At 57.6% G+C, this 11,940-nt stretch carries 12 protein-coding genes and 2 pseudogenes; 10 read left to right on the top strand and 4 right to left on the bottom strand.

Features of this window, described 5'->3' with window-relative positions:
• Positions 1 to 133: pseudogene (locus tag BP858_RS05050) on the top strand (IS5/IS1182 family transposase); the annotation flags it as partial.
• Here the strand turns inward: BP858_RS05050 and BP858_RS05045 are convergent.
• From BP858_RS05045 to BP858_RS05035, 3 genes and pseudogenes are all read right to left on the bottom strand, one after another.
• Positions 90 to 875: pseudogene (locus tag BP858_RS05045) on the bottom strand (ATP-binding protein); the annotation flags it as partial. The pseudogenes BP858_RS05050 and BP858_RS05045 sit on opposite strands and share 44 nt — an antisense overlap.
• Before the next feature lie 570 nt (positions 876 to 1,445).
• Positions 1,446 to 2,006: a type IV pilin N-terminal domain-containing protein gene (locus tag BP858_RS05040; protein ID WP_074175466.1), complete on the bottom strand. Its 561-nt coding sequence runs from the start codon at positions 2,004 to 2,006 to the stop codon at positions 1,446 to 1,448.
• Entirely contained in the window at positions 2,003 to 2,752 is a 750-nt protein-coding gene (locus BP858_RS05035; RefSeq protein ID WP_074175467.1) for a type IV pilin N-terminal domain-containing protein, read from the bottom strand. The genes BP858_RS05040 and BP858_RS05035 overlap by 4 nt, the downstream gene beginning before the upstream one ends.
• On the opposite strand from BP858_RS05035, the gene BP858_RS05030 reads away from it, so the two are divergent.
• The 5 genes from BP858_RS05030 to BP858_RS05010 all read left to right on the top strand — a co-directional run bounded on the left by BP858_RS05030 (position 2,713) and on the right by BP858_RS05010 (position 6,724).
• The gene (locus tag BP858_RS05030; RefSeq protein WP_349680565.1) at positions 2,713 to 3,852 is read left to right on the top strand and encodes a cobaltochelatase subunit CobN; all 1,140 of its coding nucleotides are present in this window, start codon (positions 2,713 to 2,715) and stop codon (positions 3,850 to 3,852) included. The two genes, BP858_RS05035 and BP858_RS05030, sit on opposite strands and share 40 nt — an antisense overlap.
• Before the next feature lie 104 nt (positions 3,853 to 3,956).
• Entirely contained in the window at positions 3,957 to 4,613 is a 657-nt protein-coding gene (locus BP858_RS05025; RefSeq protein ID WP_074175468.1) for a hypothetical protein, read from the top strand.
• 320 nt (positions 4,614 to 4,933) lie between these two features.
• A complete protein-coding gene (locus BP858_RS05020; protein ID WP_214166686.1) occupies positions 4,934 to 5,263 on the top strand; it encodes a hypothetical protein in 330 nt (109 codons plus the stop codon).
• A 526-nt stretch (positions 5,264 to 5,789) separates the two neighbouring features.
• Complete coding sequence (locus BP858_RS05015) at positions 5,790 to 6,452, top strand: hypothetical protein (protein WP_286879007.1); 663 nt, start codon at positions 5,790 to 5,792, stop codon at positions 6,450 to 6,452.
• Positions 6,449 to 6,724 carry a winged helix-turn-helix domain-containing protein gene (locus BP858_RS05010; RefSeq protein ID WP_281768016.1) on the top strand — a complete coding sequence of 92 codons (276 nt, stop codon included), beginning with the start codon at positions 6,449 to 6,451 and terminating at the stop codon, positions 6,722 to 6,724. Before BP858_RS05015 ends, BP858_RS05010 begins: the two co-directional genes overlap by 4 nt.
• Positions 6,725 to 6,784: 60 nt before the next feature.
• Here the strand turns inward: BP858_RS05010 and purB are convergent, their stop codons facing one another.
• Positions 6,785 to 8,125 carry an adenylosuccinate lyase gene (gene purB, locus BP858_RS05005; protein WP_286879006.1) on the bottom strand — a complete coding sequence of 447 codons (1,341 nt, stop codon included), beginning with the start codon at positions 8,123 to 8,125 and terminating at the stop codon, positions 6,785 to 6,787.
• A gap of 163 nt (positions 8,126 to 8,288) precedes the next feature.
• On the opposite strand from purB, the gene BP858_RS05000 reads away from it, so the two are divergent.
• The 4 genes from BP858_RS05000 to BP858_RS04985 all read left to right on the top strand — a co-directional run.
• Entirely contained in the window at positions 8,289 to 9,695 is a 1,407-nt protein-coding gene (locus BP858_RS05000) for a PAS domain-containing protein (RefSeq protein WP_286879005.1), read from the top strand.
• Positions 9,696 to 10,150: 455 nt separating this feature from the next.
• On the top strand, positions 10,151 to 11,143 hold the full coding sequence (locus tag BP858_RS04995) for a TIGR03557 family F420-dependent LLM class oxidoreductase (RefSeq protein ID WP_286879004.1): 993 nt from the start codon (positions 10,151 to 10,153) through the stop codon (positions 11,141 to 11,143).
• 40 nt (positions 11,144 to 11,183) lie between these two features.
• Positions 11,184 to 11,573, top strand: coding sequence for a cupin domain-containing protein (locus tag BP858_RS04990; RefSeq protein WP_286879003.1), 390 nt, complete (start codon positions 11,184 to 11,186; stop codon positions 11,571 to 11,573).
• A 182-nt stretch (positions 11,574 to 11,755) separates the two neighbouring features.
• On the top strand, positions 11,756 to 11,940 hold a 185-nt coding region (locus BP858_RS04985), incomplete at its 3' end, for a hypothetical protein (RefSeq protein ID WP_286879002.1).

The following is an 11,940-nucleotide window of genomic DNA, read 5'->3' as shown; positions in this document are numbered from 1 at the left end:
CAAAGAGATCAAGATCAAAGTGATCCTCCATAACCTAACGAAGGCAGTACAAACAGTCGTGATTGTCGTTGTCTGGAAGGAATTCAACAGAGCCCGGGAAGGATATCACGTGCGGCAAGGATTGATGTCCTGAGAGATTTGAGTTTCTCCTCGTGTTCCAGGCGCAAGGCTTCGGGATCTCTGTCCCATGCTTCGGCGGCTTCGATGACGAGCATCCTCTCTTCGGGATCGCCGATCCCTTCCACCGTCACCATGAGGCCGAACCGGTCGAGGAGTTGTGGCCTGAGTTCACCCTCTTCCGGGTTCATCGTCCCAACGAGAATGAACCTGGATGGATGCGAGACTGATACCCCCTCCCGCTCAACAGTATTCACTCCCATTGCCGCTGCGTCAAGGAGAATATCAACGATATGATCATCAAGGAGGTTTACCTCGTCGATATAGAGGATGCCACGATGTGCTGCGGCAAGGATGCCGGGATCGAGTGCTGCGATCCCCTCCTTGATGGCACGTTTGAGGTCGAGCGTTCCGACAACCCGATCTTCCGTTGCACCAAGCGGCAGGGTGACGACCCGGACCGACCGGGTTGTTTGGGTGATCTGATCGCCGTTATTTGCCATTCCAGAACAGATCGGGCAGTAACTGTCCGGATCACCGGGATCGCATGAGAAAGGGCAGCCCTGCATGACTGAAATCTCAGGGAGGACATCGGCAAGTGCACGGACTGCAGTGGACTTGGCTGTCCCCTTCTCCCCCCGGATCAGGACGCCGCCGATCCGGGGATTGATCGCGTTGAGCACGAGAGCAAGTTTCATCTGCTGCTGCCCAACGATGGCGGTGAACGGAAGTGTGTAGTGAAGCGTTCTCAGAGTCATAATTTTACTATTCTCGTGATAGTTAATACTATTTCTTCATTTTTAAAAGTTTTTAATTACCGATTTGCTTCCTGCCATCGCCATTGCTTCTGCCTGAGCAATGGCGGACTTCAGCGCCCAGTCTTAGTTTGGAAGGTCGCACTGCGGCATCCTGCGGCTGAGGGGTGGGGTGCACCTCTCCCTGCCCAGAGGGTCTTCTCCCCGGGATGCTCCTCCTCGTCGACGTCATCTCGGTCGCGGCCATCCTGAGTCTTGGGGGGCCGGATTGAGCCCGGTGATGGCCAGCGTCGTCGCCTCGCCCCTCCTTCACATCATCGTGAAGGCGACGGTTCTTCTGGTCGTTATGCCAGCCTGCTGGTATGCCGGGAAGAGGGTGCGCCATGCGGGCGGCCTTGCGCTGATGGTGCTGCCACTCTGGTTGGGGTGGTCATCGGGAATAATGTGGGTGTTATTGTGAGGATGGGTAAAAGTGAGTTTAAAAAGGGGTTAGCACCGGTTATATCGAACCGGTGAACGCCGCCCCCAAACGGCTTGTTTAATGGCATCTTCTTCGGAATGCCTTTTGGTATCTCAGGCCCTAACTGTAACCTCAGTCTGTGCAATAGTTTTTCCACTGTTGTCAACGAGACTTAAGGTAAATCGTTTACCTCGGTTATTGGGATCTTGGAAGCCCGCACTGCCTTTTGTATCATCACTGTCGCTGTACGTCGCAGGTTGCACCGCTCCTGCATCGAGATCCGCAGGTTCCACGATTGCGATATCACCAGCTTCAAATATCAATGCATTGCTTGTTTGATAACCCCCTACACGCAACCACGGCTTTCCATTTACCATAAGAGCAGAGGTATTGACCTCCCATGTCTGGTAGTCAGACGAAAAATCTCTTGTAGGTTTGACAAAAACCTTAGTATCCAGCGTATTCACGGTATCACCACCAAGGTGGTGGATCGTCATGCCCTGAGACTGGCTATATTCGGCCTTGATATTTACCTGTGGTGTCTTCTTAGCGTCACCGGCAAGACCGCCGGCAAAGCCGGAAACAATCGCCGCAATGATGATCGTGACGACAAGCATCAGCATAATGCCGACAACTGGCGAAACGGCATCCTCTTTCTCTCTAATTATTCTCATCCCTGCACCACCACCGATTTATCAAAGATGACCTGCCCGCTTGGGACGTGTGTAACCTTAATACTCACAACATCCCCCATACGAAGATGAGTCCAATCTTTGCCAAGAATCGCCTGGACAGAATCTATTTGGTCTTTATTTACATGCGTAGGATGGTACTCATATAGCTTAAGTGGTCCACTAGTAGGCATATCCTTTGTATGAGACGGCCCGTAGCGTGCTGGTGACTGTCTCATTGCTGTTCCAACTGTCAATGTGTAATTCCCAAAATACTGCCCCGGATCATAAGGTGGAACAGGCTTTTGATACGTGAATTCCTGTAGCTGGGTAACTCCCTGACCATGACCTATAGGCGAAACCATACGGAATTGTCCGGTAGTAGCGGCATCACTTGTAGCGTAATTTGTGTTTACCTCTCCTGCCCTAATCATAGCGCCTCCGGTTATGATAGAGCCATCATTCGCCGTTTTATTGGTTGTTCGCCATGATGTTACGATCCGGAGATCACGGGTATGGATTGGTTCAGACACACTCTTAATGTCGAATACAATCCAGCTTGACCACATGTCCCCTGTATTCTTGATCTCTACATCCATCACCAGTTGCGGGGCTTTTTCCGAGGTTCCCACAAGTTCCCCGGCAAACCCGGAGACGATGGCGGCGATGATGATCGTGACGACAAGCATCAGCATCACCGCAATCACCGGTGAAACGGCATCCTCATGTTTTTCTTTTCTTCCGTTCATGCGATTATTCCTCCTCAGCAAGGTTACCCCACGCTGGCGAGCAGCTCGCGCAGGTCTTCTCCCTTATCGGGGTCGAACCTGTCTGGACTGATGGCAAAGTCAGATCCTTCCGCGTGACGCCGCTCGAGGAACTCGGGCGGCCGAGGATCGATGTCACCGTCAGGATGAGCGGGATCCTCAGGGACTGCTTCTACACCTGCATTGAACTCCTGGATGACGCTATCCGTGAGGTCGCCGCGCTGGACGAGCCCCCTGATATGAACTTCATACGGAAGCATGCACTCCAGGGGAGCGGAACGGCCCGGATCTTCGGGAGCAGGCCGGGCACCTACGGCAACGGCGTCAGCCTGGCGGTCTATGCATCGGCGTGGAAGGAGGAGGCGGACCTTGCGGAGGTCTTTCTCAGGTGGAACAGTTACGCCTACGGGAGAGACAACTTCGGTGAGGAGTCCAGGGAGACCTTCTCCGCGCAGCTTGCGACCATCGACCTCACCTTCAACAAGACGGTGACCGACGAGTACGACCTTCTTGGGTGCTGCTGCTACTTCGGGGCGCACGGCGGTCTGACCGGGGCGGCAAGGGCGCTCTCGAACCGGGACGTGCCCGCCTACTACGGCGATACCCGCGACCGGGACCGCGTGGAGGTCAGGACGCTCGCAGAAGAGATACGGCGGGTCGTCAGGGCGCGGCTCCTCAACCCGAAATGGATCGAGGGGATGAAGCGGCACGGCTACAAGGGTGCCGGGGATATATCCAGGCAGGTGGGGACCGTCTACGGGTGGGAGGCGACGACAGAGGAGGTGGATGACCGGATCTTCGACGACATCGCCCGCACGTTCGTCCTGGACGCAGAGATGCGACGGTTCTTCGAGGACGAGAATCCCTGGGCGCTTGAGGAGATCGGGAGGCGGTTGCTTGAGGCGCACGGTCGCGGCCTCTGGGATGCCGACCCTGATGTCCTCGATGGATTGCAGGCGGCCTACCTGGAGATGGAGGGCTGGATCGAGGACCGGATGGGCGATACTGGCGGCGACGTCCAGGGTGGTGCGGTTCGCGTGGTGACCCTGCAGGACCTGGAAGCACTGCGGGAGAGGGAGTGAGGGATATGGGAAAGAGATCGTCATTCTATAGGTTCGCGGGGCTCTGTCGGCAGAGCAATGGAAAGGGGCATATGCTGCGGCGCGGTACAGATCATCGTATAATTATGACTCTCCGGACCATCGCCCTCCTTATGATCGCCGCCCTTGTTGCCTCGTGCTGCGGGTGTATCACGCTTGAAAAAGACGATGACGCCGGCACCGTTCCTGATGTCACCGAACCACCGTGGTCCGGCTCACCGGCACCCTCCTGGGAGGATGAGGAGGACTCCCCGGGGCCTGGACCGGCCCACACCCCTTCCACGTCCCCGAACGGGAACGTGGTGGTCCCGGTCGATCCGGTGCCGGTCCAGTCCGGCGAACCGCTCCCGGAGGTAAACCCCTGTGGCGTCCCGACCATACCCCTCTCCCGGATCGATGCCAGAAAGACAATTGTTGAGAAGACAACGGTCTTTGAGGGAGAGTACTCTCTCATCTACTCTGCCAGGGGGCTGCAGGTGGATGTCGTCGACGTGCCGTTCATCATCACCTTCTCCGTGACACCGAAGCATTCTGAACCAGGCGCGTACTCCCGGCTTGTCGTCACCGTCCGTGACCCGGAGACCCTCCGACTCATTGCCGACGAGGGTTACAACTCGATATACGGGAGCGAACGGACGAAGTCGATCAAACTCTACCAGCCCGGACGCTACATCGTGACCGTGGACGGGCATTTCGTCGACGTGAAGGTGAAGATGCAGACTGAGCAGGCCAGAGCGCCATGAAAGGACTTGCAGGGCTGCCCTCTTCCCGGATCCCGGCAGTCTGTCAGGCAGCAGAGGCCCACTGATACCGGGACTCTTCCTGCCTGACGGCTGAAACGGCAGGGGTTTTATTACCGCAATTATAAAAAATATTACTTAATGCTATCAATAGAAAAATATATAGTATCATCGATCCTATCCCTGCCCGGCGGGCGGGGGCGTGGTCACCGGCGCCCAGGCCCGGGCCCCAGAATGGCCATGGCCACCTCACCGGGCTTCCGGAGTCCATCGCCACCACCTGCCGAACCACCCTGCCGGTGGCGGGGTGAACGGTGATTGACATGAAGAGAAGCATCACCTACGATGAAGGCAGGATCGTGCTGGACACCGACCGTGACATCTGCATATACTACGCGCCGCGGGGCAGGCCCGGCGGGGCATATGCACGTGGCAAGGACCTCTACCTGCACGAAGAGGACGGGGTGCCCGATGTCTACTATATCCACACCTGGTCAATGGAGCCCGGCGAGGATGAACAGCTCCAGGCAGTCTCTATCGTCTCTGCCGAGGAGTTCCTGGAGATACGGGGGCTCATGCTCGCCGCATACCCGGAGAAGGCAGGGAGTCTGGCGTTACGGTCGTACGGCTACGGTACCGCTGAGGAGTTTTAACCCACGGTCCCGGGCGGGGGCGGGGCCGCCCCTCCCCGACCGGGACGGTGTGATCAGATAGCAATTCTTTAACATTCATCGGCCCGAACGCCGACCTCTCCGCCGGGCTCCTGCACGATATTACAGCGGCCGAGCGGGATGCTATGGTGCATCCCGCCTGAACAATCCTTCACCGGCAGAGCAGGAGGAGTTTCTCGACTGGGCGTTCCGTCGGAGACTCCGGCCGCTCAAAAACGGATTGATGTCGGTGCTTGCACTATTGAACTATACGTGTATGAGCCCATTCCAGCTCGAATTCAGGCCATTTTGGCTATTTGAGTCTGGTTGCATGCACACTTTCACCCGGTGGGAGGCGGCTGCTGGCAGGGTGTCACGCTCTGCTCTAACCGGACTTCTGTCTCTTTTATGCCATTGTGGGCGAGGGGTCGGTCATATCGCTACCTGCGCTGAATACACCTGCAAAACACCGATACATATCTTAGTTTCATGCTCTTTATTTGGATAACGCAAATAGATAGATAGACCGGTGAATATCGTCATGCACGAATCAGCCTGCCTTCGGTTCAGAAACGAGATCCGGCGTTTCTATCTTATTACGGTCGCAAACATCGTCTTCGCTGGACTTGTGATGGCACTGGGCATCAGCGTATCCGTCCAACAAGCGGTCTTAATCTACGAGCTCTCCTCTATCGCATTGTACACGACGCACTCTCCGGTGATCCTGTGCATCGCACTGGTCGCCGCCCTTGCGGGGTTGGTCTGGATCCTCTCCAGCATCAGGATATTTGAAGGAATCAAAGCGATCAAGGATGATATTGATTGGAAGGGAGGAGAGGTCCCAGACGAGGCTTTCACCCGTCTCATCGTACGGATGCTCTCCCATTACCGCGACAACCGCACAATCATCCGTACCATGATCCTGGTCTGCACACTCGGCGGCATCTGCTTATTTGCTCTCGGGATCGTCGGCAGTCTTGAATACCTATCCATCTCGGCGGGCGGCATTGTCTTCACCCTGAACACTTACCTCGTCGTCCCGCTCATGCTTCTCACGCTTGGGGTCGCCGTTGTCAGCCTTGCCTCCTCGTTCTACTTCTCCCGGTTTGCAAAGGTCTGGGACGAGCGGCTCGGCGAGATCGAGGTGTTTGAGGTTCTCTTAAAAGAAACGCTGGAGTTGTATCGGGAATGAGCGGGCGCAGGACGGCGTTTGAGATCTACTGGGAGATTCTGGTCTTCTGCAGAACGTCGCAGTCGTTTACCGGCATCGTCAACCGGTGCAATCTGAACTCAAAAACCGGCCAGGAGTATCTTGGGTTTCTCGTAGTGAAAGAGTATCTCGTCGAAGTGGCTGATAGGGATAAGATCCGGTACGTCTCCACCGAGCGGGCCGGAGAGTACATCGCACTCTTCAACTCGCTGTATCGGAAACTCTTCGATACTGCCCCAAGGTTCAAATTATGATGGCCGCCGAGTGGGATGCGATGGTGCACCCCGCTAGAACGGCTGCCTGATATCCCCCCTTCACCGGCAGAGCGGCGCGAGTTTCTCGATCAGGCGGTCCACCTGCCTGACCGCCGTCCCGATATAGGCATCCGGGTCGAGGAGCCGGTCAAGGTCGTCGCGGGTGACGAACCGGGTGACTTCCGGCCGCTGGCTGAGCACCTCTGCGAGGTCCCGGTCTTCGGCGAGGGCCTGCATGCTCGCCGTCCGCATCACCTCGTGGGCCTCCTGCCGGTTCATGCCCCGCTTCGTCAGCTCGATCATCACCGACTCTGCCAGGTTCACGCCCCGGAGCATCATCAGGTTCTTCCTGATGTTTGCTTTGTTAAACTCGAGCCCCTCCACCACATCGGTCATCACGTTCAGGATATGGTCGGCGAGCACCGAGGCCTCCGGGAAGATTACCCGCTCAGGCGAGGAGTTCGTCAGGTCGCGCTCGTCCCAGAGGACGTTGTTCTGCAGGGCCGGTCCGACCGCGGACCGCACGATCCGGGAGAGGCCGCAGACCTGCTCGCTCTTAATGGGATTTCGCTTGTGGGGCATCGTGCTTGAGCCCACCTGCTTCTTCCCAAACGCCTCAGCAAGTTCCCCGATCTCGGAGCGCTGCATCAGCCTGATCTCAAGCCCGATCTTGTCAAGCGTAGTCGCGACGTTCGCGAGGAACATGAAGTACTCAGCGTAGCGGTCCCGGGAGATGATCTGGTTTGAGACGTCCACTGACCGGATCCCGAGGAACTCCATCATCGTCTCCTGGATCACGATACCCGCATCCCCGAGCGCCGCCTGGGTCCCCACCGCTCCCGTGAGGTGCCCGACAACGACCCGGGGGCGCATCTGGCGGAGCCGCTCGATGTGGCGGGAGACTTCGCTTGCCCAGATAGCGAACCGGAGGCCGTAGGTCGTGGGGACGCCGATCTGCCCGTGTGTGCGGCCGGCACAGACGAGGGTCTTCGTCTCGGCACTCCGGGTGAGGAGCACGCAGAGGAGTTTACCGAGTTTCTCCTCGATGAGCGCGAGGCTGTCGCGGAGTTGCAGGGCGGTCGCAGTGTCCAGGATGTCGTTTGAGGTCGCACCGTAGTGGATCCACCGCCCGGCATCGCCGCAGACCTCGGTGACGGCCTTGACGACCGCCATCATGTCGTGGTTGATCTCGGCCTCGATCTCCTTCGCCCGCTCAAGGCGTGCCTCCAATGCGCAGGCTGCGATCGTCTCCGCATCTTCGCGGGGGATCATCCCGTGCACGGCTTCGGCGCGGGCCAGCGCCACTTCGACCGTGACGATCGCCCGGAACCGGTTCTCCTCGCTCCAGACGGCACGCATCTCCGGGGTGCCGTACCGGTAGTCGATGGGGTGAATTGCCATAGTGGAGATGTGTTGGCATTCTCGCTACAAAAAAGGGGGTGCCGGAAGGGCTCTCCCGGAGCCCGAAAGATACTAGTCACGATCTCCCTAATGATCTTGTCAGGAGATCTCCCGCCCGACAACCGATCCCGGTGAACCTCGTGAGGTCCGGAGGATAGCATTCATGAGCGAATATCAGGATATATTCGGTAGAATTGTCAACCTTCTTGAGAAGCGATCGCCACAGGGCCTCTCCATCTCCGCAATCTCCCGCGAACTCGGGATGAACCGGGCTACCGTCGCCAAGTACCTCGAGATGCTCCAGTCGAGCGGGGACGTGAGCATGCAGTGGTTCGGAAGATCGAAGATGTACACCCCGGCGCAGCGGGTCCCGCTCTCGGAACTCTTTGACCGCCTCTCAAACGCGATCGTCATCCTGGACGCCGACCTCCAGATCCTCATGGTGAATACGAGTTTCATCAGGACTCTCGGCATCCACCGCGGGAGAAATATCCTCGGCGCCTCCCTCTTCGACCTGAACCTCCGTATCTTCTCGGACCCGACCATCATGCGGAATATCGAGAGGGTCCGGCAGTCCGGCACTTACCTCTCCGAGATGCAGTACATCGAGGACAGCACGAACCACATCTATCACATCGAGTTTGCCCCGACGGTCTCCCATGTGGGGAAGCCGGGGATCCTGATCAGTCTGCAGGATATCACGGCATGGAAGAACACCGAAGCCGCCCTGAAGTACTCGGAGAAGATGATCCGGACGATATTCGAGAGGGTTCCGAGCGGTATCATCCTTTTTACGGCCGATGGGACCGTTCTCAACGCAAATCGCGCGTCCCTGGGGATCCTCGGCCTGAACGGGGTTCAAGAACTGGCGGAAGGAAACATCTTCGATATCTCCTGCTATAAAGGGAAGATCCTCGAGTTGATCCGGCAGGGAAAAGTCGCCGAGACGGAACTCGCCTGCGATTTCGACCGCCTGAAACGGGATCAACGGATTCCGAGTACCCGGTCGGGCATCGCTTACTTCGACGTGGTCTTCACCCCGATCACTCCAGACGGCGGGGGGGTCCCGAACGAGTTCGCCATCCTCTTCAGGGATATCACCACCGAGCGGCTGGCCCGGAAGGAGCTGGCCTTCAAGGAGACGCGTTATCGGTCGTTCTTCGAGAAGGCCTGCAACGGCGTCCTGATCTACGAGCCGATTGACGGAGGAAACGATTACATCATCAAAGACGTCAACGGGGTAACAGCAGCCCTCCTGCGGATGAACAAAGAAGATCTCGTCGGGAAGAAACTCTTCGAGGAATTCCCCGATCTCCCGGACCCGTACGTGCGTGATCTCCTGTATCGCGTTCTGACCACCGAAAAGCCGGAGTTTGTTACGCCGCTTAAATACCGAAACCGCGAAAACTTCCCCTGGATCTCCCATTATGTCTTCAAACTACCTTCCGGAGAGATCGCGTCTTTTATGATCGACGTATCGGACGCTGTTCGTGAGGAGGCTGAAGCGCCGCTCCAGGCGTGCAATGCTCGTGTAACGCGAGAGAATGACCTGTCTGGATCTGGTATATAAAATATTCTCTTATTGTTAAACACAACCCCCCTCCCGTCCTCCGGGTGTAACCCCCCGCTCCTCGCGTGTCCTGGGGATTTTCAGGCCATTCGTGCTGGAATCCCAACGACTCTCCTGATAATTTGACGATTCCCTGGTGGTATGATCCAAGATGAATCGCAGGGCAGGCCAGTATCTCCTATCGCCGTCTGGGCATTGTTGAACATTAAACGATATCTATATAGTCAGTCGCAAACACTATTCTTTCTGCGGAGAACTAATCCGCACACCACAACAGGATCGGAAGAGAACCTTCAATGGGGTAGGATGGCCGTGATCCACCACAGATAAGTGGGATTAGATGTGTGGACCTCAGCTGCCGTACCAGTGCTCTCGTTGGAACTGGTAGCGTATCAAGATTTGGGTAGGCCTGCCCCTGGATAGGTGACTTTGCCGATCATCAGGAGACCAGTACCATGAAGACACAGATCGGTTATTTTGCATCTATTGAGCAGTACCGCCCCATGGATGCGCTTGAACAGGCAGTCAGAGCAGAAAAAAACGGTTTCGACTCAGTCTGGGTAGACGACCACTTCCACCCCTGGTATCACACCAACGCACAGGCGGGGCAGGCCTGGGCCTGGATGGGTGCGGCACTTCAGGCCACCAAGAACGTGTTCATCTCGACGTGTATCACCTGTCCTATCCTCAGGTACAATCCGGGCGTCGTCGCACAGACGTTCGCCACCCTCCGGCAGATGTATCCCGGGCGGGCCGGTATTGCCGTGGGCGCCGGCGAAGCGTTGAACGAGGTGCCGGTCACCGGCGAATGGCCAACGGTCCCTGAGCGGCAGGAGATGACCGTCGAGGCCGTCGAAGTGATGCAGAAGCTCTGGAATGGCAAGGAGCCCGTCTCCTTCAAGGGCAAGTACTACACCCTCGACAATGCATTCCTGTACACCAAGCCTGACGACAAGGTTCCGCTCTACTTCAGCGGAATGGGTCCGAAGGGAGCACAGCTGGCAGGGAAGCACGCCGACCACCTCATGACGGTGTCTGCGCCGCCCTCCGTGCTGAAGAATGTCACCATTCCGAACTTCGAGAAAGGCGCCCGCGAGGCCGGGAAGGACCCGAGCAAGATGGAGCACGCCATGCTCGTCTGGTACTCGATCGACGCCGACTATGACAAAGCCATTGAGTCACTGCGCTTCTGGTCCGGTTGTCTGGTTCCTTCCATGTTCAAATACAGGGTCTGCAATGCAAAAGAGGTCGAACTCCACGCAGACCTTGTCGGACATGACATGATGAAGGACAACTTCATGGTCGCAACCGATGCCGAAGGGATGATCAAGGAGATCGAGCGGTTCAAGGCGGCAGGCATCAACCACTTCTGCCTCGGGAACTCCAGCCCGAACGTGAACAACGGCATCGATATCTTCAAGGAGATCATCCCCGCCGTCAGGGACTGAACCGGGCTTCCCCGGTCCATCCCGACTTCCAGGTGTAACGATGGAAAACCAGAATCTTGCCCGCCGCATGGAGGAGGGTGCCGCCTTCTTCCCCGTCGAGAGAGCGGGCAGACGGCCCGTGTGGTGCCCGAATCCGGCGTGGACCGGCGTCTCCCTGGCAGACCTTGCGCCGGGAGCGGATACGAAGGGGTCGTTCTCTTCCCATTTCGTCAGGGTGCGTAAGGACTGTGAGGTCCCCGACCACCTCCACGAGAGCCAGTGGGAGTGGAACGCCATCCTGGACGGTCAGGGGAAGATGATCCTCGACGGGAGGGAGATACTCTTCAAGCCCGGGGACACCTTCACCACGCCGCCCGGTGTCCGTCACGCGGTCGTCGCCGATAAGGAGGATGTCGCACTGCTTGCAGTCTTTGTTCCCGGCCCGAAATGACGGCAGGGTTTTCCCGCCTCATTCTTCTCGATACCACATCTCAACGTCTGGTGTTCCCCGGGATGGGGATTTCCTCCCCGTTCCCCACATTCTCCCTGCTGGAAAAATCGGCATCTCCACCTGTAAGCCGATGCCCCCCCGGGATCACCGTCATATCCGCCTCTTCTTTTTAAAGCAAAGGAGTGGTCCCCTACGACGACATCGATCCGGGTGCCTGTCTGCCGGCGTCATTCCTCATCTTCCCCGGTTATCCGGGTCCGGACGGCGCGGTTGCGCCGGGACGTCACTCCTTCCGTCGCGCGCACTCCTCGACGAGCCGCCCGGCGAGGTCGCGCACCGCCGCCCGTGCCGGGCTCTCCTCCGGGAT

The organism is Methanoculleus sp. UBA413 (assembly GCF_002502935.1).
Classification (GTDB): Archaea; Halobacteriota; Methanomicrobia; order Methanomicrobiales; family Methanoculleaceae; genus Methanoculleus; species Methanoculleus bourgensis.
Note: the sequence above shows the minus strand (reverse complement) of the source record. Positions and strands in the feature narration are given on the sequence as shown.

What these genes read in the sequence shown, in the direction of transcription:
- BP858_RS05040 (WP_074175466.1), bottom strand. Translation starts at nt 2,006, where the DNA reads ATGAGAATAATTAGAGAGAAAGAGGATGCCGTTTCGCCAGTTGTCGGC.
- BP858_RS05035 (WP_074175467.1), bottom strand. Translation starts at nt 2,752, where the DNA reads ATGAACGGAAGAAAAGAAAAACATGAGGATGCCGTTTCACCGGTGATT.
- BP858_RS05025 (WP_074175468.1), top strand. Translation starts at nt 3,957, where the DNA reads ATGACTCTCCGGACCATCGCCCTCCTTATGATCGCCGCCCTTGTTGCC.
- BP858_RS05020 (WP_214166686.1), top strand. Translation starts at nt 4,934, where the DNA reads ATGAAGAGAAGCATCACCTACGATGAAGGCAGGATCGTGCTGGACACC.
- BP858_RS05010 (WP_281768016.1), top strand. Translation starts at nt 6,449, where the DNA reads ATGAGCGGGCGCAGGACGGCGTTTGAGATCTACTGGGAGATTCTGGTC.
- purB (WP_286879006.1), bottom strand. Translation starts at nt 8,125, where the DNA reads ATGGCAATTCACCCCATCGACTACCGGTACGGCACCCCGGAGATGCGT.
- BP858_RS05000 (WP_286879005.1), top strand. Translation starts at nt 8,289, where the DNA reads ATGAGCGAATATCAGGATATATTCGGTAGAATTGTCAACCTTCTTGAG.
- BP858_RS04995 (WP_286879004.1), top strand. Translation starts at nt 10,151, where the DNA reads ATGAAGACACAGATCGGTTATTTTGCATCTATTGAGCAGTACCGCCCC.
- BP858_RS04990 (WP_286879003.1), top strand. Translation starts at nt 11,184, where the DNA reads ATGGAAAACCAGAATCTTGCCCGCCGCATGGAGGAGGGTGCCGCCTTC.